The sequence below is a fragment of the Rhodococcus sp. P4_C10 genome (assembly GCF_056402135.1).
On sequence record NZ_JBFUHZ010000006.1, the window covers coordinates 19,068 to 45,075 of the forward strand.

19 protein-coding genes are annotated in these 26,008 nt (G+C 70.2%); 7 read left to right on the plus strand and 12 right to left on the minus strand.

Features of this window, described 5'->3' with window-relative positions; genetic code table 11:
• Positions 1–30: 30 nt before the first annotated feature.
• Positions 31–1,572, minus strand: a complete 1,542-nt coding sequence (locus AC1DWC_RS04545; RefSeq protein ID WP_477906362.1) for a GMC family oxidoreductase — start codon at positions 1,570–1,572, stop codon at positions 31–33.
• Positions 1,573–2,372: 800 nt separating this feature from the next.
• Between AC1DWC_RS04545 and AC1DWC_RS04550 the strand changes: the two genes are divergently transcribed.
• Both AC1DWC_RS04550 and AC1DWC_RS04555 read left to right on the plus strand, forming a co-directional pair.
• Entirely contained in the window at positions 2,373–3,206 is an 834-nt protein-coding gene (locus AC1DWC_RS04550; RefSeq protein ID WP_477906363.1) for a glycoside hydrolase family 19 protein, read from the plus strand.
• A gap of 709 nt (positions 3,207–3,915) precedes the next feature.
• Positions 3,916–6,363 carry a VanW family protein gene (locus tag AC1DWC_RS04555; RefSeq protein ID WP_477906364.1) on the plus strand — a complete coding sequence of 816 codons (2,448 nt, stop codon included), beginning with the start codon at positions 3,916–3,918 and terminating at the stop codon, positions 6,361–6,363.
• Between the two features lie 96 nt (positions 6,364–6,459).
• Here AC1DWC_RS04555 and AC1DWC_RS04560 read toward each other — a convergent pair whose 3' ends face one another.
• The 3 genes from AC1DWC_RS04560 to AC1DWC_RS04570 all read right to left on the minus strand — a co-directional run bounded on the left by AC1DWC_RS04560 (position 6,460) and on the right by AC1DWC_RS04570 (position 10,100).
• Positions 6,460–8,295 (minus strand): acyl-CoA dehydrogenase, encoded by a 1,836-nt coding sequence (locus tag AC1DWC_RS04560; RefSeq protein ID WP_477906365.1) that lies wholly within the window; start codon positions 8,293–8,295, stop codon positions 6,460–6,462.
• A gap of 99 nt (positions 8,296–8,394) precedes the next feature.
• Positions 8,395–8,994 (minus strand): class I SAM-dependent methyltransferase, encoded by a 600-nt coding sequence (locus tag AC1DWC_RS04565; protein WP_477906366.1) that lies wholly within the window; start codon positions 8,992–8,994, stop codon positions 8,395–8,397.
• A 35-nt stretch (positions 8,995–9,029) separates the two neighbouring features.
• Entirely contained in the window at positions 9,030–10,100 is a 1,071-nt protein-coding gene (locus AC1DWC_RS04570; protein ID WP_083577063.1) for a DUF4185 domain-containing protein, read from the minus strand.
• A 333-nt stretch (positions 10,101–10,433) separates the two neighbouring features.
• Between AC1DWC_RS04570 and AC1DWC_RS04575 the strand changes: the two genes are divergently transcribed.
• Positions 10,434–11,453, plus strand: coding sequence for a beta-ketoacyl-ACP synthase III (locus AC1DWC_RS04575; RefSeq protein ID WP_072843311.1), 1,020 nt, complete (start codon positions 10,434–10,436; stop codon positions 11,451–11,453).
• Positions 11,454–11,513: 60 nt separating this feature from the next.
• On the opposite strand, the gene AC1DWC_RS04580 is transcribed toward AC1DWC_RS04575, so the two are convergent.
• The 4 genes from AC1DWC_RS04580 to AC1DWC_RS04595 form a co-directional block, all read right to left on the minus strand.
• Entirely contained in the window at positions 11,514–15,092 is a 3,579-nt protein-coding gene (locus AC1DWC_RS04580; protein WP_477906554.1) for a protein kinase domain-containing protein, read from the minus strand.
• Positions 15,093–15,280: 188 nt separating this feature from the next.
• Positions 15,281–16,990 (minus strand): Ig-like domain-containing protein, encoded by a 1,710-nt coding sequence (locus tag AC1DWC_RS04585; protein ID WP_477906367.1) that lies wholly within the window; start codon positions 16,988–16,990, stop codon positions 15,281–15,283.
• A 38-nt stretch (positions 16,991–17,028) separates the two neighbouring features.
• Positions 17,029–18,762, minus strand: a complete 1,734-nt coding sequence (locus AC1DWC_RS04590; protein WP_477906368.1) for an Ig-like domain-containing protein — start codon at positions 18,760–18,762, stop codon at positions 17,029–17,031.
• A 243-nt stretch (positions 18,763–19,005) separates the two neighbouring features.
• Positions 19,006–19,209, minus strand: a complete 204-nt coding sequence (locus AC1DWC_RS04595) for a cold-shock protein (RefSeq protein WP_072843309.1) — start codon at positions 19,207–19,209, stop codon at positions 19,006–19,008.
• Between the two features lie 549 nt (positions 19,210–19,758).
• Here AC1DWC_RS04595 and AC1DWC_RS04600 point away from each other — a divergent pair.
• Together AC1DWC_RS04600 and AC1DWC_RS04605 are read left to right on the plus strand one after the other, a co-directional pair.
• A complete protein-coding gene (locus AC1DWC_RS04600) occupies positions 19,759–20,166 on the plus strand; it encodes a hypothetical protein (RefSeq protein ID WP_477906369.1) in 408 nt (135 codons plus the stop codon).
• A 317-nt stretch (positions 20,167–20,483) separates the two neighbouring features.
• A complete protein-coding gene (locus AC1DWC_RS04605) occupies positions 20,484–21,095 on the plus strand; it encodes a hypothetical protein (protein WP_477906370.1) in 612 nt (203 codons plus the stop codon).
• Positions 21,096–21,201: 106 nt separating this feature from the next.
• On the opposite strand, the gene AC1DWC_RS04610 is transcribed toward AC1DWC_RS04605, so the two are convergent.
• The gene (locus AC1DWC_RS04610) at positions 21,202–21,582 is read right to left on the minus strand and encodes a hypothetical protein (protein WP_072843305.1); all 381 of its coding nucleotides are present in this window, start codon (positions 21,580–21,582) and stop codon (positions 21,202–21,204) included.
• 181 nt (positions 21,583–21,763) lie between these two features.
• Here AC1DWC_RS04610 and AC1DWC_RS04615 point away from each other — a divergent pair, with 181 nt between their 5' ends.
• On the plus strand, positions 21,764–22,231 hold the full coding sequence (locus AC1DWC_RS04615) for a PaaI family thioesterase (RefSeq protein WP_477906371.1): 468 nt from the start codon (positions 21,764–21,766) through the stop codon (positions 22,229–22,231).
• A gap of 33 nt (positions 22,232–22,264) precedes the next feature.
• Here AC1DWC_RS04615 and AC1DWC_RS04620 read toward each other — a convergent pair whose 3' ends face one another.
• Positions 22,265–22,855: a helix-turn-helix domain-containing protein gene (locus tag AC1DWC_RS04620; protein ID WP_072843303.1), complete on the minus strand. Its 591-nt coding sequence runs from the start codon at positions 22,853–22,855 to the stop codon at positions 22,265–22,267.
• Positions 22,856–22,902: 47 nt separating this feature from the next.
• On the opposite strand from AC1DWC_RS04620, the gene AC1DWC_RS04625 reads away from it, so the two are divergent.
• Positions 22,903–23,775 carry a class I SAM-dependent methyltransferase gene (locus AC1DWC_RS04625; RefSeq protein ID WP_477906372.1) on the plus strand — a complete coding sequence of 291 codons (873 nt, stop codon included), beginning with the start codon at positions 22,903–22,905 and terminating at the stop codon, positions 23,773–23,775.
• A 23-nt stretch (positions 23,776–23,798) separates the two neighbouring features.
• On the opposite strand, the gene AC1DWC_RS04630 is transcribed toward AC1DWC_RS04625, so the two are convergent.
• Positions 23,799–24,458 (minus strand): DUF305 domain-containing protein, encoded by a 660-nt coding sequence (locus AC1DWC_RS04630; RefSeq protein ID WP_477906373.1) that lies wholly within the window; start codon positions 24,456–24,458, stop codon positions 23,799–23,801.
• Entirely contained in the window at positions 24,455–25,972 is a 1,518-nt protein-coding gene (locus tag AC1DWC_RS04635) for an LVIVD repeat-containing protein (protein ID WP_477906555.1), read from the minus strand. Before AC1DWC_RS04635 ends, AC1DWC_RS04630 begins: the two co-directional genes overlap by 4 nt.
• Between the last annotated feature and the right edge of the window lie 36 nt (positions 25,973–26,008).

A 26,008-nucleotide genomic window follows, 5' to 3' on the forward strand; every position in this document is an offset into this window, starting at 1 on the left:
GCCAGCCGGTGGCGGCATGAATCCAAACCCCTAGCGGTGCGCCACAGCTGACGGCCCGGCAGACGATTGTGCGAGCAGGAAGTCCGCGCAGCGTTCGCCGATCATGATCGACGGGGCGTTGGTGTTGGCGTGCGGAATCCGCGGTAGCGCCGAGGCGTCGGCGACGCGGAGGTTCTCCACACCTCGGACACGGAGCTTCTCGTCCAGGGGACTGTCGGGTTCCCGACCCATCGCGACGCTGCAGGCTTGATGGTTTGTTGTGACCGTGTTGTCCCTGATGCACGCCTCGATGTCCGAGCCCGGGCCGGGGAGAAGTTCCCGCCCGACGGCGGATGCGATCGGCTCGGTCGCGATGATCTCGCGCGTGCGCTCCAGCGCCCGCACCAGCGCATCGACGTCCTCACGCTCGGAAAGCAGGTTCAGCCGGATCGCCGGTGGTGTCGCGGGATCCGATGAGCGAACCAGGACACTGCCGCGACTCTTGGGTGTCCAATACGAGGGCAACACGGACAACGCGGGCCGTAGCTTTCGTTCCTTGGGGTCGGCCAGGGCGTAGGACGGGGTGAAGATCAGCTGAAAGTCGCATGCCGGGAGTCCGGCCGTCGACCGGATGTGCGCCACTGCTTCCGCGCCGTTACTGGTGAGCTTGCCCCGCCTGCGTAACAGCCACTGCAGCAACCATTTCGGCTTCCCGGCATCCGCCAAGCCGACGTATCCGGGAGCGAGAGCCCAGATCGCGAACGCAGTCGGGTGGTCGGTCAGGCCCTGACCGACGCGGGGGCTGGCGACACGTGGGGTGATCCCGACGCTGCGGAGATGGTCCGCCGGACCGATTCCCGACAACTGCAGTAGTTGCGGCGTGCCGAACGCGCCGGCGCTCACGACGACCTCCCGGTCGGCGAATGCCCGCTGGATCCGTCCACGCCGGCGGTATTCGACGCCGACGGCGCGGCCGTCGCGGATGATCACCCGGCGGACCTCGGCCTTGGTGACGACGGTCAGATTCTTCTGGTGCCGGAGGTAGCCGCGCGCCGCGCTCCAGCGTTGGCCGCTGTGGATGGTGACGGGGGAGATCGCTGCACCGTCGAGGTCGGGTCCGCTGACGTCGTCGTTGGCGCCGACACCTGCCGCACCCGCCGCGGCGACGAAACGCCGAGACAGCTCGTCGGGACACGGCACGCGGGTGACGCGCATCGGGCCCTGTTCGATCCGAGCGAACACCGGCGCCACGTCACTCCAGCCCCAGCCGGGCAGCTGCCAGCCGTCGTAGTCGAGACTGCTGCCCTTGACCCAGATCATCGCGTTCATCGCGCTGGAGCCGCCGAGCACCCGTCCGCGGGGTTGCGCGATCCGTCGGTTGGCGCAGCCGGGCTCTGGATCGGTTTCGTAGGCCCAGTCCAACGAGGTCCCGAACTGCCGGGGGTACGCCAGCGGCGCTCGGATCGTCAGCCGCCGATCCGATCCGCCGGCTTCGATCAACAGGACGGTCGACGCGGATTCTGTGGCCAACCGCCCGGCAACCGCGCAGCCGGCAGAGCCGACCCCGACCACGACGAAGTCGTATGTCGTCACGCGCAAGCTCCGTTCTCATCGGAAGCCGCTGGCGTCGCTGGAGCCGGAAGGCCGGTGTCTGAGGCCCGACTACCGCGGTCCTCGCACGACAGTCACCCCGTCCAGCGTAGGTCTGCACGGCGAGGGCGAACAAGCCCTTCGTTCCCGTCCGACTTCGGTCGCAAACCGTTCGCCGAGTCCGGCCGGGCGCACATTCGGGGGCGCCGGCCTGGGGCGGGTGGGGCGGGTGTTCGGTATCGGGAAGGTCACGGACGCGCTCCGGATGGTGTTCGCGTCGTTATCAAGCGCCGCACCCGGACCGGTTGCCGATGTTAGGTAGGGCACTGACCGGGTGCCTCGTGCCCGCCCTCTGCGGGCCGCGAAGGTGGCCGGCGCCTGGGGCGGGAGGCCGCTCCGGAACGGCGCCGACGGCCGTCGTGAGCGCTGGGGATCGGGCCGCTCGCCCGCGTCGGATCGTTGGGTGAATCTAATTGCAGTACAACAATTCCGGGCTGCCTCACGGTGGTTCGACGCGCCGATCCGCGGGTGGGGCGACGGCGGCAGTGCGGGCGTCGGAGTGCCGCCACGCCGAGTGTCGTCGGGACGGATCGGATTCGGCCGAATGTCAACCCGACACGCCAGAAGAAAGAATGTGACGCTCGTCTCGATTGGTTGAAACCTGGGCTACCTGCGACGTTACCTGGTTGTGACCTAATTGCTGCGTGACGGTGACCTGAGAGGGATGGGGAAGTCCTTCGCAACACCCGCGGCATCCGTTCGCCAGGCCGACGTGCCTTTCGGCCGAATCTTGGAGTACGACCTTGCACGTTTCACACTCGCGCCATTTCCGTGCGGCCATTGCCGCCGCCGCCTTGACCACCTGTGTCGTCGGTTTCGTCGGCCCCGGCGTCGCGAGCGCCGACACCACTGACACCGCCGCCGCGGGCGTCGTCGCTGCTCCGGTCCGGTTCCACGAAGCCGGGGACCTGTTCAAGGTGCTCCAGTTCCCAACCCTTCCCGGTGCCGCCTCGGGGTCGGCCGACCAGGCTCAGCCCGGAGCTGTGGAGACGGCCCCGGCCCCGGCGCCGGAGGCGGCTCCGGCACCCCCGCCCCCGCCGCCCCCGCTCGCGGTGACCCCGGACGAGCTGGCGCGCATCGTGCCCGGCATCCCCGCGGAGAAGATCGCGGCGTACGTCGAGCCTCTGAACGCGGCGATGACGCGCGGCGGTATCGACAACCCCGTCCGCCAGGCGGCCTTCATCGCGCAGCTCGCCGTCGAGTCCGACTCGTTCCGGACATTCGAGGAGTACGCGTCCGGGCGCGCCTACGAGGGTCGAGCGGACCTCGGAAACACCCATGCCGGCGACGGGGAGCGCTACAAGGGCCGCGGCGCCATCCAGATCACCGGCCGCCACAACTACGAGAGCGTGAGCGCGTACACGGGCGTCGACTTCGTCGCGCAGCCCGAGCTTCTCGAGGCACCGGAGAACGCCTTCACCACCGCCGCCTGGTATTGGACCTCGAGGAACCTCAACCAGGTCGCCGACACCGCCGGAATCGTCCGGGTGTCCGAGCTCGTCAACGGCGGCCACCACGCCCTCGATCGGCGGGTGCGGGACTTCCAGCGCGGCCTGGACGTTCTGCTCCAGCCGTGACGCGGACAGCGAGCGCCGCGACCGAGCGCTGACGCGACCCACCACGCAGGGCCCTCCGGATCGGTACGCACCGAACCGGAGGGCCCTGCGTCTGTTCGCGCCGGGTCGGCTGCCGCCGGCGGCGCAGCCACCGCTCATGTCGCCCTGGTCGTCCTGTCGGTTCGTTCGCGCCGCAGCCCCCGACGACGATGTACAGCGTCTGTCCGGGCCACACGGCAGCCCGGAGGTGACGCGTTGGACATGGACGCGTGTTGGTGATTTCGGCGTCAGACCTCCGGCGAGCGGCTCCTGCCTCGAGAGTCCGCCCAGACACCCGTTCGATTACGCCGGGAATCGTCGAGCACGGACGGTCGCGGCGGGTGCACGGCAGCGGTCGGCAGTCGCAGCACTCTGGCGGTTGCGGCTCGGGATCCGCGTGTAATGCCTGGTAGTGGCACGAATCGCGTCGCCGGGACCCGGATTGGAAATATTTTGTGATGGATGTGTAACGCCTTGTGAGCCGACCCCGATACCCAAGTAGTCCCGCGTTGCAGCCAGACCCCCGACCCGGCTGCAGCGTGGGACTACCTATTTCTGCGGGCCGTCTTCTGTGCCCCCGCCGTCGAGCTCCCGGCCATCGTCTGGGCGGTGCACGGTTTGTCCCGTCTACCCTTGAGCCTCGGAAACGACCTGGCCTCGGCGGGGTGAAGCAATCAGTGGGAGGGCCGTGATGTTCGGCGCCAACGGCGGTATCGGTGGAGATTCGGGCGAACGGGCGGAAACCGGCCCCGAATCGGATGCGCACGACGCCGCGCACGACGCCGCGCACGATGTCGACGAGGCGCAGACGGTGCGGATCTCGCGTGAGCCCGATGCAGACGACGCCCGGACGGCCCGACTGACCAGGGCGACCGAATCGGCGCCCCGGGCGGACGCCGTCGCGCCGGAACCGGACGCCGACCCCGAGCGCGCGGCCGACTCGAAGTCCACGGCCGACGAGGTTGCCGAGTCCAGGACCGCCGCCGAACCCGCGGCCGACGCCGAGGCAGCGCGCGACACGGAGTCTGTGAGCGACGCAGAGCCCGTGAACGAGGTCGCCACCCACGCGGGGCCCGCGGCCGACGCCGACCCGACCACGGCGGCACCGTCCCCAGGTCCCGACCGCGATGCCGACCTCGACGCGCCCGATGATTCCGTCGCGCCGTTGGAGACGTTCACCGCGCCCGCCGTTGATCCGGAGGAGGTGAAGACCGAGGTGATGTCCGTGGTGCGCGTCGAGCCGCCGGCCGCCCAGTCACCGGAGGAGCCTCCGACCACCGTCGTCGCCCCGCCGCGGTCGATCACCCCGCCCTCGCAGCCTGGGCCCCTGCAGGCCCAGCCCCAGCAAGCCCAGCCCCAGCAGGCTCAGCCCCAGCAGGCTCAGCCCCAGCCTCAGACCCCGCCGCCCTCGGAGCCTCGGCCACTCAACGCCGACCCGGTGCCCGCCGACCGCGCGGGCGGGTCCGGTCGGTCCACCGGCGTGAAGGTCGCGATCGGTGCGGCCGCCGCGCTCGCCGTCGGCGTCCTCGCCTACGGGGTCGACTACGCGATGTCCTCGGACCAGGTACCGCGCGGCGTCTCCGTCGCGGGGGTAGACGTGGGCGGGATGAACCCGGCCGATGCCGAGGCGATGCTGCGCACCGAGCTCGGTCCGCGCGTGCAGCAGCCCGTCGAGGTCCGGGCGGGCGACGCGCAGGCGCAGGTGGTGCCGGAGCAGGCCGGCCTGGGCATCGACTGGTCCGCCACGCTGGACCGGGCCGGCGCCCAGCCGCTGAACCCGGTCACCCGGCTGACCTCACTGTTCTCCCACCGCGAGATCGGGGTCGTGTCCACCAGTGACGAGGCGGCACTGGCCGCCGCAGTCGAGGGGCTCCGCCCTCAGGTGGACCGCGCCCCGGTCGAGGGCGGCATCGCCTTCGACGGCCCCACCCCGACCGGTGTCTCGCCACGCGCCGGCCAGGCTCTCGACGCCGAGGGAGCGGCCTCGGCCCTCGCCGAGCAGTGGGCAGGCGTCGACGGCGTCGAGGTGCCGGTGAACGTGGCACCGGTCGCGGTGACCCAGGACGGCGTGGACCGCGCACTGCGCGACATCGCGACCCCGGCCGCGGCTGCCGACGTCACGGTGACCGGGAAGGACGGCAAGTCGGCTGTCCTGCGCCGCAACGACATCGGTGCGGTACTGACCTTCGCGCCGGACGGCAGCGGCGGACTGGCCCCCGGGTACAACGTCGACGCCGCGGCGGCCCTGCTGGCGCCGCAGTTGGCGCCGACCGAGGTCAAGCCCAAGGACGCGACGTTCAGCTTTGCCGGCGGCTCGCCGAAGGTGGTGCCGTCCGTCACCGGCAACGTCGTGGAGTGGCACAAGACCCTCGGCGGCCTGCCGGACCTGCTGGCCGCGCCCGGCGACCGCAGTGTCGCGGCGGTCTACGAGGCCAAGGAACCGGAGCTCACCACCGCAGCCGCGGACAAGCTCGGCATCCGGGAGGTCATCTCGGAGTACACGACCGGCGGTTTCGAGTACGCGTCCGGCGTGAACATCCGCCTCGCCGCGGCCGAGATCAACGGTGCCCTGGTCAAGCCGGGAGGAACCTTCTCGCTCAACGGTCACACCGGTACCCGCGGCGCCGCGGAGGGCTACGTCGAGTCCGGGATCATCAACAACGGACGACCGGACAAGGCCGTGGGCGGCGGCATCAGTCAGCTCGCGACGACGCTGTACAACGCGTCGTACTTCGCGGGCATGAAGGATGCCGGCCACACCGAGCACAGCTACTACATCTCGCGCTACCCCGCGGCCCGCGAGGCCACCGTCTTCGACGGAGCGATCGACCTGCAGTTCACCAATACCGCACCGACCGGAGTGGTGATCGAGGCGGTGGGTACGAGTTCCGATGTGACGGTGCGGTTCTGGGGAACGAAGTCGGTGGAGGTGGAGTCCATTGCCGGTGAGCGCTACGCCGACACATCGCCGAACACGGTGAACCTGCCCAAGGGCGACGGCTGCGTCCCGTCCGGCGGCGCGAAGGGATTCACCACCAGCGACACCCGGGTGATCTCCGATCACAAGACGGGAGAAGAGATCTCGCGTCACACCCGCACGGTGAAGTACGACCCGGTGCCCATCGTCAAGTGCGAGTAGGCGCAACAGCCGCAACGCAAACAGCGCTGCCGCGCACCGACGATCCGGTGCGCGGCAGCGCTGTTGTCAGGGGTCTACCCGCGGTGAACCGAAGGCTCAGAACGCGGCTTCGTCGAGCTCCATGATGTCGTTGTCGACGGCGGCGACGATCGCGCGGCTCGCGGTCAGCTCCGGCAGCACATTCTTCGCGAAGAAGGACGCGATGGCGACCTTGCCCTCGTAGAACGCCTTGTCCTTGTCGGACGCACCGGCGTCGAGAGCCGCGAGGGCGATCTCGGACTGGACCAGCAGGCGCCAGCCGATCAGCAGGTCGCCGACGGCCATCAGGAAGCGGACGGAGCCGAGGCCGACCTTGTACAGCTCGGTCGGCTGCTCCTGCGCGCCCATCAGGAACCCGGTGAGGGTGGCGGCCATGGTCTGGACGTCCTCGAGGGCGGTGGCGAGCAGGGCGCGATCGCCCTTGAGGCGGTCGTCGCCGGTCTCGCTGTCGATGAACTGCTTGACCTGCCCGGCGACGTGGGCCAGGGCGACGCCACGGTCGCGGGCGATCTTGCGGAAGAAGAAGTCCTGCGCCTGGATGGCGGTGGTGCCCTCGTACAGCGAGTCGATCTTCGAGTCGCGGATGTACTGCTCGATCGGGTAGTCCTGCAGGAAGCCGGAGCCGCCGTAGGTCTGCAGGCTGTCGGTCAGGTACTGGTAGGCCCGCTCGGAACCGACACCCTTGACGATCGGGAGCAGCAGGTCGTTGACGCGGAACGCGGTGTCCTTGTCGGCGCCGGAGACCAGCTTGGCGAGCTCTTCGTCCTGGTGTGCCGCGGTGTAGAGGTACACCGCGCGCAGGCCCTCCGCGTACGCCTTCTGCATCGCGAGGCTGCGACGGACGTCCGGGTGGTGGGTGATGGTCACGCGGGGCGCGGCCTTGTCGGTCATCTGCGTCAGGTCGGCACCCTGCACGCGAGCCTTGGCGTAGTCGAGCGCGTTGAGGTAGCCGGTGGACAGGGTGGAGATGGCCTTGGTGCCCACCATCATCCGGGCGTGCTCGATGACGTCGAACATCTGGGCAATGCCGTTGTGGACCTCGCCGACCAGCCAGCCCTGTGCGGGCACGCCGTGGCCGCCGAAGGTCAGCTCACAGGTGGTGGACGCCTTCAGGCCCATCTTGTGCTCGACGTTGGTGACGAAGACGCCGTTGCGCTCGCCGAGCTCGTTCTTCTCGAAGTCGAAGTGGATCTTCGGGACGAAGAACAGGCTCAGGCCCTTGGTGCCCGGTCCGGCGCCCTCGGGGCGGGCCAGCACCAGGTGGAAGATGTTCTCGAACAGGTCGTCCGAGGTGGCGGAGGTGATGAAACGCTTGACGCCCTCGATGTGCCAGGTGCCGTCGTCCTGCTTGATCGCCTTGGTGCGTCCGGCGCCCACGTCGGAGCCGGCGTCCGGCTCGGTGAGGACCATGGTGGCGCCCCAGCCGCGCTCGACGCAGGTGGCCGCCCACTGCTTCTGCTCGTCGGTGCCGTTGGTGTAGAGCACGTTCGCGAACGACGGGCCGGCCTGGTACATGAAGGCGGCGGGCTGCGCGCCCAGCATCATCTCGGCGATGGCCCACACCAGGGCGCGGGGGACCGGCACGCCGCCGATCTCCTCGTCGAGGCCCATGCGGTACCACTCGGCGTCCCACATGGCCTTGAAGGACTTCTTGAAGGGCTCCGGCAGGGTCGCCTCGTGCGTCTCGGTGTCGAACACCGGCGGGTTGCAGTCGGCGTCGGCGAACGACTCGGCCAGCGGTCCCTCGGCGAGGCGCGCGACCTCGGACAGCATGTCCTTGATGGTCGCGACGTCCAGGTCGCCCCAGGTGCCTGCGTTCAGTGCGTTCTCGAGACCCAGCACCTCGAAGAGGTTGAACTCCAGGTCACGGACGTTGCTCTTGTAATGGCCCATGTCTTCTTAACTCTCCCGGTGAGGTGCGGTCTCGCTGTGTCAGTACCGCCCAAGTGTACCTACTCGTCGGTAACTTAGGCGATGTTACTCGTGATTCAGTTAGCTGCCAAGAGATGGTCTTGTCGCGATCACCACCAGGTCCGTCGCGACGCCCGCATCGTCGCCCCCGCGCTGCGGCGTGGCCACGACCCGGAGCCCGGTGCCGTCGAGGTCTTCGGTCAGTTCCTCTGGGAGGCAGAGTGTTTCGGGTTCCACGGGGAAGTGCGCATGCGCTACGGCGGCGTGTCCGAGTAGCAGCAACGTGCCGCCGGGGGCCAGTGTGGCCGCCGCCCGGCGCAGCAGCGCACGCCGCGGCGACCTGGGCAGATGCAGGTACGTGAGGAGTAAGAGGTCATAGTTCGGCGGCAGTTCGACCTGCGTCACATCGGCCCGCACCCAGTCGACGCGATCGCGCACCGACCTGGGCGAATGCGCCGCCGCGCGGTGGCCCTTGGTCAGTGCGACCGTGGAGAAGTCCACCGCCGTCACCTGCCATCCCCGGTTGGCGAGCCACAGGGCGTTCCGGCCCTCGCCGCAGCCCAGGTCGAGGGCCCGGCCGGCGGTGAGGGCCGTGGCCACCGCCMCCACGGTCGGGTCGGCGGCCGCACCCCAGGTGAGTTCGTCGCCCGCGTACCGGGCGTCCCAGTCGTGTGCATCCATGCGCGTGACCGTAGTGGCGGGGTCGGCCCCGTCGGTCAGCGGTTGAGCGTGGTGCGCATCAGCAGCACGTTGTAGTTCGAGTGCACTGTGGTGAGGAAGTAGAGGTCGGGACCGGTCGACCACGGGTGCATGTACGCCCCGTAGGCGGTGGGCAGTTCGCGGGCATCGAGTAGCACCTCCGCCGGACCCCACGGTCCGGTCGGGCTCGGGGAGCGCCGCATCACCACCGAGTTGAAGTTGTCGGTGGTGAGCATCAGGTACTGACCGAGGAACTCGTTGTACTGCACCGACAGCTCGCCGACGCCGCCGAAGACGATCGGTGCCGCGGCGTTGACGTCGCCCTTCTTCCATTCGGTGCCGTTCCAGTACTCGTAGGCGGCCAGGTCGCGAATCTGCTTCTCCGGCACCCGGGCCACGTAGGCGAGCCCGCCGCGGCCGGGTGGCGTGCCGTACTCGTAGACGAAACCACCGTCCTTGAGGAAGGCGTTCATCTGGAAGTTCCGGTTGGCGCCGTCGCTGGGGCGGTTGGTCTCGGGGGCTTGCACCCAGTTCTCGCCGTTGTCGGTGGAGACCGCCAGGCTCGAGTAGTTGGTCTCCCAGTGCCCCGGGTCGCCCCAGTTCTTCACCGACATCAGTGACATGTACTGCACTCCGTCGACCGCCACACCCGCCGTGGGGATCCGGCTGATCTCGATGAACGGGATCTTCGGACTGGGAACGAGTTCCTTCGACTGGCCCAGCAGGTCGCGCGGTGTGCTGTCGAAGGCCATGCCGTCGGCAAGGTTGCGGTCGTTGCTCCGGTAGAGCGTGTTGCTGCGCCAGGACCAGAGGCTGCCGGCGAGCAGGTTCGGCACGCCGAGGCCCGCCGAGTCGCCGAATGCGGTCAGGGTCTGGCCGCTGCCGTTGTCCCACATGATGCCGAGGTCGGTGCCGAGGACATTGCTGTCCTGGGTGCGGTTGGCACTGAGCATGCCGGTCGCCTGGGCCACGGCGGTTGTCCGTCCGCGCAGGTCAGGGAGTCCGTTCGTGCCGTTGAGCCCAGGAATCGGGTTCACCGTGTTGGGGTCGGCGGCGGCGGGCGGGGCCAAGGCCAGCAGCGTCGCCATCCCGAGAATCGATGCCTGTACGAATGTCCTGGCGTGCCCTGCGTTCACGCGAAACCCCCTCGGCATTCCGTGTCTGCTCTCGTCGGAACAAGACGGGACCAGCGGGTCGCCGCCTGGGACACATGTTAGTGATGCGGAACACATTTGTCCGTGTGAGCAACGGGGCTCGTGTGAATTGCGAGGGTTCGGACGCCGCGCGAATCGAGAAACTGACACAGGTTCATGCCCGACTCCGTGACCGCGTGAGGGTCGTGCACAGTACGGTGTCCTGAGTAGTTCGTGGGTGTGCCCGAGCATCCGGTGCGACATTTTTGAAACAGAGGAGACAGGCAAATGGGTGCAGTGATCGCCAACTCAACGGAGCTTCGGCATTCCGCGATGCTCGGTCTGGGGGCGTACCGCCCGCGTCGTGTCGTGACGAACGAGGAGATCTGCGAGCAGATCGACTCGACCGACGAGTGGATCCAGTCCCGGTCCGGCATCAAGAGCCGTCGTTTCGCGGGCGAGGACGAGTCGGTGCTCGCCATGTCGATCGAGTCCGGTCGCCGGGCGCTCGAGGCCGCGGGCGTCAGCAGCCAGCAGATCGGCACGGTCATCGTCGCCACGTCCACCTACCCGGTGCAGACCCCGGCGTGCTCCGCCCTGGTCGCGGACGCGCTCGGCACCGGGGGCGCGGGCGCGATCGACGTGGCCGCCGGCTGCGCGGGATTCTGCTACGCGCTGGGCCTCGCCTCCGACCTCGTGCGCGCGGGCAGCCAGGACTACGTGCTGGTGATCGGCGTCGAGCGGATGAGCGACTCGACCGAGCCCACCGACCGCTCGGTGCGCTTCATCTTCGGTGACGGCGCGGGCGCCGTGGTCGTCGGCCGCGGCGAGGAGACCGGGATCGGACCCGTCGTGTGGGGTTCGGACGGCGCGCAGGGCACCGCCATCCGCCAGGAGCCGAACTGGGTGGACTTCGCCGAGAACCCGGCCCAGCAGCGGCCGTGGATCAAGATGGAGGGCACCTCGGTGTTCCGCTGGGCGGCCTTCGAAATGGGCAAGATCGCGCTGCAGACCCTCGACAGGTCCGGTGTGACGATGGAGGACCTGGACGCGTTCATCCCGCACCAGGCCAACGCCCGCATCACCGATGTGATCGCGCGCAGCATTCACCTGCCGGAGACGGTCGCGGTGTCCAACGACATCGCCGAGACAGGCAACACCTCGGCCGCGTCGATCCCGCTGGCGATGGAGGAGATGCTCCGTACCGGCAAGTCCAAGGCGGGCGACACCGCGTTGCTGCTGGCGTTCGGCGCCGGGCTGGCCTACGCCGGCCAGGTCGTCAAGATGCCGCCGCTCGCGCAGGCCTGACACCCGATCTTCCAGGCGGGGGCGTCCCCCACGCGGTTCCGACCGCGTGGGAGGGCGCCCTCAGTCGTCGGCGGGCTCGGCGGCGGAAGTGCCGGAGCCGGGGCCACCGGACTCCGCCTCGGCCAACGCGACGACCCGGTCGAGGAACTCGCCCGGGACCTCGGGGTGGCTCTCGTCCCACCGTCCGGCTCGCATGTCCGCCTGCAACGCAACCAGGCCCCGGTGGACCAGCGGACCGCCGTCCACCAGGTATCGGACCATGCCGTGGTCGGCGCAGGTTGCCGCGGTCGCCGCCAGTACCGTCTTGGCCTCGTCGTCGTGGCCCGCCGCGAACAGGCAGGCGGTGAGCAGGCGGTTCGCCTGCAGCAGCACCCGGTTCCGTCCGCTCGGCGCGAGCCGTGCCACCCATGCGCGGGCCAGGCCCAGTGCCTTGTCGGCGTCCTCCGCGGTCCCGGACCGCAGCAGCAGCCGCGCGGCGGTCGCGTCCTCGAGCTGTGCGGTGATCTCGGCGATCCCGTCGATCGGGGGGACCCCGGCCGCTCGCAGGGTCTCGATCTGCGGTGGGCGCGGCGGGACGGTCACGTCGAGCCCGAGGAGGACGCGTTCGTTCTCGATGCGGGCCCGCAGCCGGGGCAGGTCCAGCGTCGCAGCGGCGCGCGCGCCGTTCGCCAGCCGGGCCGCCGCCGCCGGCAGGTCGCCGTGCAGGGCCTTGATCCGGGCGCCGATGACGTACCGCGCCAGCATGAAGTCGACGGCGCCGCCCTCCGCGCCCAGTTCGCAGCTCTCGTCGAGTAGCTGCTCGGCCTCGGCCACCTTGCCCTGCTCGTAGAACAGCTCGCCGAGCAGCGCCCCGGCCAGCCGGGCGGCGTGCGACTGCCGGCCCGCCGACTCCTGGGCCAGCTGCAGTGACTGCCGGAACAGCTTCTCGGCCCGGACCAGGTCGAGCTGCTCGTTGGCCCCAATGCCGGCGAAGCAGTATCCGATCGTGGCGCTGAACGGCCCACCCAGTCGCCGGTAGTGGTCCTCGCTCCAGTCCTGCCAGTGCCGGACACCGTCGAAGTCGAACCGGCACAGCGCCGCGATGGACGCCAGGTTCGCCGCGGCCGCGACCACCCACGGCGGCCGGCCCTCGGGCCGCGCCAGGCACTCGGCCGCGAGCTTGTCGGACACCACCAGCCGGTCCAGGTGTGCGGCCATCACGCCACGCACCACATTGGCCTCGATCCGCAGTTCTGCTCTGTTCTCGGAGCCCGGGTGGGCCCGCACCGCGGTGCGGCCGACGTCCAGTGCGGCGCGTGCGGCCTCAGGTCGTTGCAGCAGCACGTTCGCCCAGGCCACCGCGAGCTGCAGCCGCGGCCGCGCGACGTTCGCCCCGGGCAGCTTGGCGACCAGCCCGAGCAGGGTCGACATCCTGGAGTGCTCGATCAGGTGGTAGCTGTCGCGTTCGACGAGCTCCACCGCCCGGTCGGGATCGCCGCCGAGCAGGGCCTGGTCGACGGCCTCGCCGGTCAGGCGCCGCTCCGCGAACCACTTGGACGCGGCGAGGTGCAGCTCCGCGGTCCGGCCCGGTTGATCGCGCTCGAGCCGGCGCCGGAGGTACTCGGCGAACAGGTGGTGGTAGCGGAACCACTCGCCGCGGGCATCGACACGGTGCAGGAACAGGTCTCGATCCTCCACCTCCTCGAGGATTGCCTGACCACGCTGTACCCCGGCCAGCGTCGAGGCGAGGGACGCACAGGTCTGTTCGCTGACGGAGGTGGTCAGCAGGAAGTCGAGCATCTCCGGTTCCAGGGCGTCGAGCACGTTCTCCGCGAGGAACTCGCCGATGGCCTGGTGCCCGGCCAGGTGCTCGATGATCTCGGCCAGGCGGGCGGGACGCTCGTTGCCCCGCAACGACAGTGAGGCCAGTTGCAGCGCCGCCGCCCACCCGTCGGTGGACCGCAGCAGCCCCTCCACGTCGTCGGCGGCGAGCTGCAGGCCACCGAGGTCCACCAGCAGCTGCCGCGATTCGTCGGAATCGAAACGCAGTGCGGTGGAGTCGATCTCGATCAACTCGTCGTCCAAGCGCATCCGGCTCATCGGCAGCCCCGCGCGGTTACGGCTGGTCACAACCACCTGTAGGTGGTGGCAGCCGTGCTGGATCAGGTAGCCCAGCGCGGCGACGGTGGCGGGGCTGCTCACCCGATGCCAGTCGTCGATCACCAGCGCGACGCGACGGCCGGCGGAGTGGATCTCGTTGACCAGCGCCGTCAGCACGTAGGCCTCCGCGTCCTCACCGTGGTCCTCGAGCACCTGTCCCAGTTCCTCGGCGAGGGTCGGCTGGACCCGCCGTATCGCCTCGACGAGGTGCGAGAGGAACCACACCACGTTGTCGTCGTCGTGGTCGACGGTCAGCCAGGCGACGGCGACGTCCTGCTGGGCCAGCGCGGCGCTCCACTGCGCGGCCAGGGTGGACTTGCCGTATCCGGCGGGGGCGTGGATGACGGTGAGCCGGCGACGATCTCCGACCTGCAGCAGGTCGATCAGCCGCTTGCGCGAGACCAGGGCGCGGACCGGGGTGGGCGGCCGGAAGCGCGTGGCGGGCGCCGGCGGCGTCAGGTTCGTGGTGTGGCGGCGGCTGGCGTAGGACAACCGGCGGGACCGGCCGGAGAGGTAGCCCGTCGTATCCGCGACCGCGGGCCGCAAGACGGTCGCGTCACCGTCGCGGCTGTCGGGGAGGACCTCCGCCTCGGTGCCGCTGGGCAGTGCCATCTCGTCGACATCGAGTCCGTGCCTGCGCTCGGTCGCCTGCAGCGCGTGGCCGAACTCGGCGGCGGAGGCGGGCCGGACCTCGGGGTCCTGCGCCATCGCCTCTTCGATCACGGTGCACACGTCGGACGGGATGCCGTCGGTGCGCAGGTCGGGGATCGGTTCGCGGGTGATCCGCAGGAACTGGGACACCACCTTCTCGCCCTCGCGGCGCTCGAAGGCGGCATGCCCGGTCAGGGCGCAGAACAGCGTGGCGCCGAGGCTGTAGATGTCGGCGGTGCGGTCGGGCGTCCGTCCCGCGAGCACCTCCGGGGCGGTGAAGGCGGGGGAGCCGGTGACCGCCCCGGTGGCGGTCTCGAATCCGCCCGAGATGCGCGCGATGCCGAAGTCGGTCAGCTGCGGTTCGCCGTAGTCGGTGAGCAGGATGTTCGCCGGCTTCACGTCCCGGTGCAGGGTGCCGGCGCGGTGCGCGCACTCGAGCGCCCCGGCCATCTTCACCCCGACCCGCAGCGTCGCGGCCCAGTCGAGCGGGCCCTGCTTCCTCAGCAGTTCTTGCAGGGAGTTGCGCGGGTGGTACTGCATCACGATGTACGGCCGGCCGTCGGAGGTGGCGCCGACCTGCAGGATGTTGACGATGTGGGGATGCCCGGAGAGCCGCCCCATCGCCTGCTGTTCGCGCAGGAACCGTTCGAGGTTGTCCGGGTCGAGTGCGCCGCTGAGCACCTTCACGGCGACCGCACGGTCCAACGCGGCCTCTCGGCACCGGTACACCACGCCGAAGCCGCCGCGGCCGATCTCCTCGGCGTCGACGAACCCGGCAGCATGAAGTTCCGCCATGACGCCCGGCGCGGACTCGTGCGGGTGACCGGACATCGACTCAGCCCCGTACATGGCTTCGGGCGCGTGTGTCTCGCCCAACCGAATGACCCGTCCTCATCTGATCACCTCTTGGTGCAGAGTCCCCTTCAGGGTAGTCCGGGCCAGGGCGGGAGGAAGCCCGTTGACGGCGGCAAAAAGCCGGCCGGGGCCACGTCGTGGTGACGTGCCCGCTGCCCGGGATCAGAGGTGGTGCGGTGTGGTCAGGACGATCCGAAGAGGCCGTCCGCCGAGCCGCCGCCGCCGGGGGTCTCGACGGCGGTCACGTTGACCACCGAGGCGTCCGACGACGAGCCGAGGAAGCCGGCCGCGCCGCTGTACACGGCGGTGACGCCGTGCGCGCCGACCGCGGTGAAGCTGTGGGTCAGCGTCGCCGTCGCGCCGGTCACCGGAACCGGAGCGCCGATCGCGGTGGTGCCGTCGAAGAACTGGACGGTGCCGCCGGCCTGGCCCGGGGCCACGGTCGCGGTGAGCGTCGCCGTCTGGCCCGCGGTCGCGGTGGCCGGGGCGTCGAGCGTGGTGGTGGTGCGGACCTCGTTCGGCGCCGGGACCGACACCTCGATGCTGCGGGCGGCGGCGGTGGACGCCGTGAATCCCTTGGTGCCGTTGAACTTCGCGGTGATCGCGTGCGTGCCCGCGGTCTCGAACTCGTGCGCCAGCGTGGCGACGGAACCGGCCATGGCGACGGGGGCGCCGATCGCGGTGGTGCCGTCGAAGAACTGGACGGTGCCGCCGGCCGGGGCCGGGTCGACGGTCGCGGCAATGCTGACGGCCACCCCGGTCTTGGCGTGGCTCGGCGTGGTCAGCACGGTGGTGGTGTCGCGGACGACGGTGCTCACGGTGACGGTGCGGGCCGCGGAGGTGGACCCGGCGATCCCGGGTGCGCCGAGGTAGACGGCGGTGACGGTGTGCGTGCCGTCGGTCTCGAAGACATGCGGGAGCTTCGCGGTGCCGCCGGTGAGCGCGACCGGTGCGCCGAGGTTCACGTCGCCGTCCTTGAACTGAACGGAGCCGCCGACGGTGGCCGGGCTCACCGTGGCGGTGAGGTCGACGGTCGCGCCGTTGTCCGCGGTCGCGGGGGCCGCGAGCGTGGTGGTGGTGGCGGTGTCCGGGCGGGCGACGACGTTGATCGTCGCGAGCGGGCCGGCACCGGCGTTCAGCGCCGCGCCGCCGCTGTCGCGCGGTGAGCAGCGGGTCGCGGACCAGTAGGACACGCCGGCGACGGGGTCCTTCTCGCGGATCAGCGAGGTGTAGAAGTTCTCGTCCGCCTTGTAGTTTCCGGCATTGCCGGCGGTACGGACCTTCGGCTCCACGACGGATCCGACGGGGCCGGCCACGGCCGTCACCTCGATCGCCGGTAGCCGGTAGGTGGTGTCACCGCTGGCGTTGACGACGATGCCGCCCTCGGCGCCGTCGTTACTGCTCGGCCCGTTCCCGACGGTCTCGTTGCCGCCGGAAAGGCGCAGCACCGGCCCGGCCGGATCCGGGTTGCCGTTCTCGGCGACCCGCACCACGGACGGTGCCTTGCCGGCGAGGTTCACGGCGGTGCCGGGAACCACGGCGGCGGAGACCAACTGTGCGCCTTCGGGGATCTCGTAGTCGAACTTGAGCCGCGAGACGCTGGCGCGGTTGCGCAGGTTCTCGCCCTTGCCCGGCAGCGTCATCGCCTTCGGCTGCAGCCGGTAGGTGAAGGTGTCACCGGTGATCACGGTGGCCGGGGCGTCGACCGTGACGCCGGCCGCGATGGTCTTGTCGGTGGTGTCGAGCAGGCTCTTGAACTTGCCCCAGCAGGCGGCGGTGAAGTCGGTGTTGGTGGGTGCGGCGGAGGCGGGGGCGGCGAACAACAGCCCGCCGGTGGCCATCCCGGCGGCCGCGAGGACCGCCACTGCGCGGCGCATGGGCGCGTGCGACATGAGTACTCCTGAGGTGGTGGTGCGAGGGTGGCGGGTGGTCACGAGCCGAACGGCAGCGAGGCGGAACCGGTGCCGCCGGCCCCGTCGCCCGCCTCGGACGCGGTCACGGCGAAGGGGGCGGAGGTGGAGGCCACGTAGCCGGCCGCACCGCTGTAGACGGCGGTGACGGAATGGCCACCCGCGGTGGTGAAGGTGTGTGGCAGGATCGCCGCGCCGTTGACCACGGTGACCGGTCCACCGATCTTGTCGGTGCCGTCCATGAACTGGACGGTGCCGCCCGCGGAGGCGGGGGAGACGGTGGCGGACAGGTCGACGGACTTGCCGACGGTGGCCGTGGGCAGGGCGGTCACCTTGGTGACGGTCGCGACGTCGGACGGCGCCGGGGCGCTGACGTCGACGGTGGCCGAGGCCGACTGCGAGGCGGCGAAGCCGAGCGAGCCCTGGTAGGACGCGGTGATGTTGCGGTGGCCTGCGCCGGCGAAGGTGTGTGCCAGGGTGGCGACGCCGCCGACGACCTCGACGGGCGCGCCGATCGGGGTGTTGTCCTCGGCGAACTGGACGGTGCCGCCCTCGGGTGCGGGCGAGACCGTCGCGGACAGGGCGACCGCGGACCCGGAGGTCGCGGTGGCGGGCACGGTCAGCGTGGTCGCGGTCGGCGCGGCGACGACCGCGGCGGGCGCGACGTTGACGGTCTGGGCCGCGGAGGTCGAGCCGGTGAACCCGTCGGTGCCGTTGAAGACGGCGGTCAGGGTGTGCGCGCCTTCGGTGGCGAAGGTGTGGCGCAGCGCGGCGGTGCCGCCCACGACCGTGGCCGGTGCGCCGATGTTGGTGTTGCCGTCCTTGAACTGGACGGTGCCGCCCGCGGGGGCGGGTGCGACCTCGGCCGAGAGGGTGACGGCGGCGCCGATCGTGGCGTCGGCTGGCGCGGTCAGCGTGGTGGTGGTGTCCACGGCGGGCGCGACGACCTGAATCGTGGCCAGCGGCTTGGCGCCGGCGTTGAGCGCGCCGCCCTGGCTGTCCCGGGGCACGCAGCGGGTGGGCGCCCAGACGGTGCCGACGACCGGTGCCGACGCCTTGGCCAGCGAGGTGCTGTAGTTCTCGTCGGCGCTGTAGCCGGCGGCGTTGCCGCTGGTACGCAGCTTCGGGGTGATGGTTCCGGGGGCGACGGCGGTGACGGTGACATCGACCGCGGGCAGCTGGAAGACGCTGTTGCCGCCGGAGTTGGCGGAGCCGTCGAGGTTCTTCTTCCACTTGGGCGCGCGGATGCCGCCCTCGCTGTCACCGCTGCTGCTCGGGCTGTTGCCGATCACCTCGTTGTTGCCGGACAGCCGCAGGATCGGGCCGTTCGCGTCCACGCTGCCCGCGTTGTTCACGCGCAGCACGTTGGGGGCGATGTTGTCGAGGTTGGCGCCGGTACCGGGCACCACGGTGGCGCTCACCAGGGTGGTGTTGGCCGGGATCTCGAAGTCGAACTTGATCCGGGACAGGTTGGTGGTGGTGCCGCCGGACTGCGAGTCCGGGTAGGAGCCGGGACCGTGCTGGATCCGGTACGTGAACGTCTCGTCAGGGGCGACGGTGGCGGGGGCGGTCACCGTGACGGACGCGGCGGCGACCTGGTGCTGGGGGCCGGCGAACTTCGAGGGGGTGGCCTGGCAGGCGGTCTGGAAGTTGACGGTGCCCGCGTTCGCGGGGGCGCCGATCAGTGCGAGTCCTGCGGTGAGGGCGACGACGCCGAGGGGCGCGGTGGTGCGGTGCAGGCTGGATCGAGGCATGGGTATACCGGTCTCTCAGGTGGTGATGGGCGGAGATTTGAGAGAAAGTAGAACATGTTCTAACCATGCGGATGATACGAATGAGTCGGACAGTTGTACGCCCGTCCCAGTTACCCTGTCGGGGTGTGCGCTCAGGGGGCGGATGCGGACAACGCAAAGGGCGCCTCCGTGAACGGAGGCGCCCTTCGGTGGTCAGGTGGACGCGTCGCCGAGTCGGCGAGGTCCCCTAGACGAAGTCGCTATTTAGACGGTGCGAACGCCGGTGGCCTGCGGGCCCTTCTGGCCCTGGCCGATCTCGAACTCCACGCGCTGGCCCTCGTCGAGGGTCTTGAAGCCGCTGCCCTGGATCTCGGAGTAGTGCACGAACACGTCGGGTCCGTCACCGTCCTGCTCGATGAAGCCGAAGCCCTTTTCGCCGTTGAACCACTTGACGGTGCCTTGTGCCACTTTTTTACTCCTGTTACTGCGAGCCGAACCTCAGGTCGAGGATCCCGGTCTCGACTACAGAGTGCCACCTCGCGGCCGCCGCGTCTACGGCGGGTCTATGCTTTGAGGTTCACCGCGCCGGGTTTGCAGTGCTCCGGGGCATTATGTGGCCTTCATCACATAACGCTATATCCGCACTGGTGCCGGCCTCCCGGAGGCCGTGGCGAGGGGCGGTCGGCCCCGCTTCGGGCGGTCCTGAATTCAGTCGGCAGGGCAGCCGGTCGGTCGTCCGAGATGCCGTCGCCAGGGCCGGGCTGTGGCCGCCCGCATCCGCGTGCCGGGGACTGCGGATTCCGTTCCGGGTCAGGTCATTCCTCATAATTGATTGCAGTTTGAACGACTCGCGCCGTCGCGGGGCAGGTTGATGCGGGGTCGAGATGCTCTCGGTCTCACCTGATTTGGGCGGCTCCGGGGTGGAGTGTCGAACTCGGCGGGATCTGGCGTGCTGCCATACCCTCAGGGGGCGCTTTCCATGACTCGAAGCAGGGCCGCCGACAGTAGGGATTTCGTATGAGTATGACTCGAAAGTCATTGTCCGTATTCGCATTTGCCGGCGCAGCCTGCCTTGCCCTTGCGCCCGCGGCGTCGGCGGCAACCAGCTACCAGATCACCGCCGTGCCGCCGATCGGAACCATCTACTCCGACACCGTCACGACCCTTGCGGTCGTGGTCGCCCCCAGCCCCGTCGGTGCGGCCGGATCCACCCCGGTCGTCATCGACATCACCGAACCCGACGGCGACCATCGCACGCTGACGGCAGCGCTCACGCTGGGTGGTGCGACAGTGGCCACCTCGGTGCACGAGGCCGGCCGCTATGTCGCAGTCCTCACCTTCGCTCCGCCGGTCGGCGATCCCGCCACTACCACAATGGCATTCGACGTCCTGGAGTCGCCGTTCGGCACCGGCAGCGCATCGTAGCGCTGGGTGGCAGCGGGCCTGCGGCGGCGCACTCGCTCGGCAGATTCGGCTGCGTCTCCCGGTTGTCGCGATCGCCGGAAGTGGTTTCGGCACAGCATTTTCGGAGGCTGCTCCCTTGGGCGAGTGCGCTCACGAGCGGTCGAGCTGACTCACGGTCCGTGAGCCCTTGCATCGGCTCGGGCCTGCGCGAAGGATTGGTCTTGTGGTGGCCGCTGCCGCGGGCCGTGTGGTGCCCGCTGAACGGTGGACCGCGACGTCCCGGCCGCCGGAGATCGCACTCACGGCGGGGCCGCGTTGCCCCGCCCGAGGAGGCAGACATGTTCATCCAAGTCATTCAGGGAAAGGTTGCGGACGAGGCGGGCCTGCGCCGGTGCATGGACCGCTGGACCGAGGAACTGCAGCCGGGGGCGACCGGCTACCTGGGCTTCACCTGCGGAACGTCCGACGACGGGACGTTCATCATGCTGGCCCGGTTCGAGTCCGCGGACGCGGCTCGCCGGAACAGTGAGCGGCCGGAACAGGGCGTGTGGTGGGCCGAGACGGAGCGCTGCTTCGACGGCCCCTGCACCTTCATGGACTGCCCGGACGTCACCGAGTGGATGGGTGGCGGCTCGGACGAAGCGGGTTTCGTACAGGTCATGGAGGGGCACACGCCCGATGCGGGCCGGCTGCGGGACGTGCTGACGCAGGCGGGCGATCAGGTCCACCGGCTGCGGCCGGAGATCATCGGCGGCACCCTCGCGGCCGACGCCGACGGCGACTACGTCGAGGCCGTGTACTTCACCTCCGAGTCGGACGCACGCACCCACGAGAAGGTGGAGATCCCCGACGACCTGCGTTCGCTGTTCGAGGAGGAGCGGAAGCTGATGGGGGAGGTGTCCTACCACGACCTGCACGAGCCGATGCTGGTCTCGGCGCGCCGAAAGTGACACTGGCGCAAGCGATGGAGCCCCCGGAGTGTCGGGGGCTTCTCCGGTGGCGGGGGATGAGGTGCCGCCCGAGCCAGGTCTCGGCTGGGCGGCCGCGGCCGGCCGGTCAGGGCAGCGGCAGGACGTGGGTGTGTGACTTGACGGCCTGCAGTAGTTCGCGCCGCGACAGGGTGTGCGGGCCGCAGGCGCAGCGGGCCGGGACGGCGTCGTCCTCGAACGCGGTCGCCGCGAGCATGTCGACGAATTCGGAGCCCAGGCTGTCTCCGTGATGAGCGGTGTCGACGAAGTCGCGCGAGCCGTGCGCGTGTGGTCCGCCCCCGGACACCAGTGCGGGGCCTTCGGGCGTCTTGTAGACGGTGGCCACCCGATGACTCGACGGGCAGGTGACCCGGACCAGGGCGTGGTCGCTGCGCTGAGGACCCAGTGCCTCTACCGCTGCCCGCGCGGTCCGGCGGCGTTCGGATGGTGTGATTTCCAGGGTGTTCATTCCTCAATTGCACACCCGGAAGGCCGCGTGTCCAAGGGGGAATCTGCCAACGGTGGCAGTACCTCATTGTCGCCGACCGATGGCATCGAAGTTGATACCGTGACGCGCAGTTCGTCCGCGGCCGGCCGCCGTCGACGATCTGTCCAGCCGTGATCCACCCATCAGAGGGGGCGCCACAGAGATGTCCGGTACCAGTGAGGATTCCGAGTTCGCCCAGGCCGTGAACGGCGTCGTCGAGACGGCGATTCCGGTGGTGCACAACATGGGTGTGCGGGCGACCTCGGCCAGGAGGGGGTATGCGTCGAGCATGGTCCCGGTCGAGGGGAACGGCAACCACTTCGGCGTCATGTATGCGGGCGTGCTGTTCACGGTCGCGGAGATGCTCGGTGGGGCGATCGCGGTGGCCTCGTTCGACGGGACCCGCTACTACCCGTTGGTGAAGGACCTGAGGATCACGTTCAAGCGCCCGGCGACGTCGGACGTGCGCGCCGAGGCGACGCTGGACGAGGACACGATCATCCGCGTCACGCGGGAGGCGGACGAGGCGGGAAAGTCCGACTTCACCCTGGAGTCGACGGTCAGCGACGCCGACGGCGTGGTCGTTGCGGTGACGACGGGGCTCTACCAGTTGCGCGCGCTCGGGCGGTAACCAACCGGTCCTGTCTCCTTGGGGCACGGACGATCACGGCTGCGGAGCGTCGTCCGAGGTGTGTAGGTGGGCCCGCTCTCCGTCGCGGTCGAAGATGGTGAGGATCTCCACGGGGCCGTCGTGCGCGACGATGGCGTGCGGGACCATCGTCGAGAACTCGGCTGCCTCACCCGGCTGGATCAACAGGGTCCGCTCACCCAGGTGCAGCCGCACCGTGCCGGACAGCACGGTGAACCACTCGCGGCCGGGGTGCACGCCCAGCCGACCTTCGCCGGTCGACCGCTCGGGGGTGATGCGCATCTTCGCCACGGTCACGCCGTTCAGGGCGCCCTCGCGGGAGAGCAGCCAGATCGTCTGCCCCCGCGTGTGCTCCGGCTGCGGCCGGATCACCACATCCTCGTCGTCGGCCGACTCGACGAGCTGATCGAGCGTGGTGCCGAGGGCACGCGCAATGGGGACCAGCTGGTCGAGAGCGATCCGGCGGTGCCCGGTCTCGATGCGGCTGAGGGTGGAGGGACTCAGGAAGCAGCGGGCGGCGAGCGCGTCCAGCGACCAACCCCGGGCCAGCCGCAGTCCGCGGATGCGCTGGCGGATCAGGGCGTCCACATCGGTTTCTTGCGTCATAGGCAAGATGGTATGCCTGTTGCGCATTTCGGCCCTACTGTGGAGGCATGACACAGCACGACCACCACGACCGCCACCGAAGCCACGGCCACGAGCACGGGCACGGGCACGGGCATCACAACGACGCGGATCTGGCGGACCTGCTGGACCTGGACGCCGAGGTGCACGGCTCGTACCTCGGCGACCTGACCGAGTGGCTGGGACGCCACACTCCCGACGCGCCGAGCACGGTCGTCGACGTCGGCGCGGGGACGGGCACCGGCAGCCTCGCGCTGGCGAGGCAGTTCCCCGCATCCGAAGTGATCGCGATCGACCGGTCGCCGGTGATGCTCGACCGAGTCCTGGCGGCCGCCCGCGGGCAGGGCGTGGCCGAGCGGATGCGCGTCGTGCAGGCCGACCTCGACCTCGGCTGGCCCGCCGCAGTCGGTGGGATGGACCTCGCCTGGGCGGCCTCGTCGCTGCACGAGGTCGCCGACCCCGACCGGGTGCTACGCGAGATCCACGACGCACTGAATCCGGGCGGCCTGCTGGTGGTCGTCGAGATGGACGCGCTGCCGCGCTTCCTGCCGGACGACCTGGGGATGGGCACGCCCGGGCTGGAGACACGCTGCCACGAGCTGCTGGACAAGGCGGACTGGAACGCACACCCGGATTGGCGGCCGCACCTCGGCCGGGCCGGCTTCGAGGTCGCCGGGCAACGCAGCTTCGCCGTCGATGCGAACCCGGCACCGCCGCGCACGGGGCTCTATGCGCGCGCCTACTTCACCCGCATCCGTGCGTTCCTCGACGGCCAGTTGGACGCCGACGACCTGGCCGCGCTCGACCACCTCCTGGACGACGAGAACCCCGGCTCGCTCCTGCGCCGCGGCGACCTGACGGTCCGGGGCAGCCGCACCGCCTGGGCGGCGCGTCGCCCCTGACTCCGATCGGCCGGCCGGATCACCTAAGGGAGCGGTTGCCCGCCGCGCTGGGCCAGGAGGACGCTCATCAGCCCTGCCTCCTGTCGCTGGGTCGCCATCATGTCGCGAGCCGCCTGCTTGACCGGTCCGCCGGTGAGCATCGCGTCGGCGGCCTGTGCCATCGCGACGCCGCCCAGGTGGTGGCGGTACATCAACTGGAGGAACAGCACCTCGGCGTCGCGGCCACGGGCGGCGGAGAGGGCGTCGAGTTCGGCCATGGTCGCCATGCCGGGCATGAGACCCGACGAGGGGTCGGATGCGGCCGAGGGTTCCGGATGGTGGTGTGCGCCAGCGGCATCCGCCGTCATCCAGGACATCGGCTGCCGGTTGGTGGGCGACGCGTCGGCGAGGCGAAGCCAGCCGAGGAGCATGCCGATCTCCACGGACTGGCTGTCGTGGATCTGTCGGGCCAGGGCGGCGATACCCGGGTCGACGCCCGGATCGAGGCGCTGCGCCATCTGCATGGCCTGCTGGTGGTGGGCCGCCATGTCCTGGACGAAGCCGATCTCGGTGGCGCTGAGCACCGGGTCGGCGACGGGCGGGTCCGCGGGGGCGACCAACGGCCGCAGGGCCGCGCCGATCACCAGCAGCAGCACTGCCAGCGACGTGAACGCGACCCCGCGCACGAGGGTGGACCTCGTCATGACCCGAGGGTCGACCGCTGGTTCGCCGGCGGGGTGTAGACGTCCTCGTCGAGGTGCAGGGCGAGGAAGCCGTTGTCGGAGCAGGTGACCCAGAGGTCGTTGCCGCGCCACTCCGGCGGCGACATGCACCAGTCGGTGGACAGGTCGCCGCCGAGGGTCATGCCGGTGCGCCTGCTCTGTGCCTGGGCGGGATCGAACTCTCCGCGATCCTTGGCCGCCGGCACGGCGAGTGCGGCGAGCGCGGGGTATCCGAGGATCGATGCCAAGGCGTGTGGCGAGTTCCAGCGCTCCAGGTTGCGGCCCGTCATGGCCGGCGGATTGAAGTAGCCGATCTCCTTCGCCGCGAACGGATCTCGGACGTCGAACACCCGGATGCCCGAGGATGCCCAGCCGCAGGCGAGGGCCGTCGGATCCACGGGCCGGTCCGCCGTGCAGTAGTGCGAGTCGTAGGCGAACGCCGATCCGCCCGAGGCCGACGCCATCTGGCTGTCGATGTTCTCGGGGAGGTTGATCTCGAGCTTGATGCCACCGACGATCTTCGGGTTGGCGTCGTCGGCGACGTCGATCAGCTTGACCCCGCCGGACGCGGCCTCGTCGACGGTGAACAGGTACGGGTGGCCGTCGTAGGTCACCGGGACGCTGTGCTGGGTGGCGAATCCGTCGGTCCACGTCATCTGGGCCAGCACCGGCACCTGCGGATTCGGGTCGCGGCGCTGCACCGCACTGGTGTCGAGGACCCTGAGGCCGCCGGCGTTGTCCGCCAGGTACATCCGGTTGCCGTCGGTGCTCATGCCGAAGCCGTGTGACGACGGACCGGACAGGCCCTGCCAGATCACCCGCGGGTTGGCGGGGTCGGTCAGGTCGACCGCGCTGACCAGTCCCGGGACCACCCCCGAGGACCAGTAGGTCATGCCGTCGGGTGAGAACCCGCCCTCGTGGGAGGTGATGGGCAGCGGCATCTGCAGGTTCGTGCCGGTTCCCGGGTTGAGCAGTCTCGGGCGTGCACAGTCGGAGATGTCGTACACCGAGAGCAGGCCGGAGCCGGTGAGCGCCGGAACACCGGTGCCCACCAACAGCTTCCGCCCGGAGTGGACCTTCAGGCTTTCCCACGTACCGGCGAGCATGGCCGGCTCGGTCAGGTTCACGGTGGGCACCGGGTTCGCGGGGTCGGAGACGTCGAGGACCTGCACGCCCGGGGCGGGCCCGAGCAGGTCGCCGGGGAAGATGGTGCCCAGGTAGGCGCAGTGGTCGAAGCTGGCCGAGATGATGCCGGCGCCGCGGCCGGCGAACCCGCCGACCCGGGAGATGTTGCAGTTGTAGCCCTCGGTGCTGCGCCCACTGTCCCGGTCGGCCGCGGGCACGTCGCCCTGCATTCCCGTCTCCGGTCGTGAGCCCGGTCCGCAGTCCGCAGACTTGGCCATGCTCCGGCCGACCTCGTGCGACTCGATCACCACACCCGAGGTGTCGGGTCGGGGTGCGGCGGCGTCGCTGACGACCGGCAGCAGCAGCGCCATGGCGGCCGCACCGGCGGCCGCGCGAACGGCGTTCAA

What these genes read in the sequence shown, in the direction of transcription:
- AC1DWC_RS04555 (WP_477906364.1), top strand. Translation starts at nt 3,916, where the DNA reads ATGTTCGGCGCCAACGGCGGTATCGGTGGAGATTCGGGCGAACGGGCG.
- AC1DWC_RS04560 (WP_477906365.1), bottom strand. Translation starts at nt 8,295, where the DNA reads ATGGGCCATTACAAGAGCAACGTCCGTGACCTGGAGTTCAACCTCTTC.
- AC1DWC_RS04570 (WP_083577063.1), bottom strand. Translation starts at nt 10,100, where the DNA reads ATGGCGACGCTGCTGGCCTTGGCCCCGCCCGCCGCCGCCGACCCCAAC.
- AC1DWC_RS04575 (WP_072843311.1), top strand. Translation starts at nt 10,434, where the DNA reads ATGGGTGCAGTGATCGCCAACTCAACGGAGCTTCGGCATTCCGCGATG.
- AC1DWC_RS04580 (WP_477906554.1), bottom strand. Translation starts at nt 15,092, where the DNA reads ATGTACGGGGCTGAGTCGATGTCCGGTCACCCGCACGAGTCCGCGCCG.
- AC1DWC_RS04585 (WP_477906367.1), bottom strand. Translation starts at nt 16,990, where the DNA reads ATGTCGCACGCGCCCATGCGCCGCGCAGTGGCGGTCCTCGCGGCCGCC.
- AC1DWC_RS04590 (WP_477906368.1), bottom strand. Translation starts at nt 18,762, where the DNA reads ATGCCTCGATCCAGCCTGCACCGCACCACCGCGCCCCTCGGCGTCGTC.
- AC1DWC_RS04600 (WP_477906369.1), top strand. Translation starts at nt 19,759, where the DNA reads ATGAGTATGACTCGAAAGTCATTGTCCGTATTCGCATTTGCCGGCGCA.
- AC1DWC_RS04605 (WP_477906370.1), top strand. Translation starts at nt 20,484, where the DNA reads ATGTTCATCCAAGTCATTCAGGGAAAGGTTGCGGACGAGGCGGGCCTG.
- AC1DWC_RS04610 (WP_072843305.1), bottom strand. Translation starts at nt 21,582, where the DNA reads ATGAACACCCTGGAAATCACACCATCCGAACGCCGCCGGACCGCGCGG.
- AC1DWC_RS04615 (WP_477906371.1), top strand. Translation starts at nt 21,764, where the DNA reads ATGTCCGGTACCAGTGAGGATTCCGAGTTCGCCCAGGCCGTGAACGGC.
- AC1DWC_RS04620 (WP_072843303.1), bottom strand. Translation starts at nt 22,855, where the DNA reads ATGACGCAAGAAACCGATGTGGACGCCCTGATCCGCCAGCGCATCCGC.
- AC1DWC_RS04625 (WP_477906372.1), top strand. Translation starts at nt 22,903, where the DNA reads ATGACACAGCACGACCACCACGACCGCCACCGAAGCCACGGCCACGAG.
- AC1DWC_RS04630 (WP_477906373.1), bottom strand. Translation starts at nt 24,458, where the DNA reads ATGACGAGGTCCACCCTCGTGCGCGGGGTCGCGTTCACGTCGCTGGCA.
- AC1DWC_RS04635 (WP_477906555.1), bottom strand. Translation starts at nt 25,972, where the DNA reads ATGGCGCTGCTGCTGCCGGTCGTCAGCGACGCCGCCGCACCCCGACCC.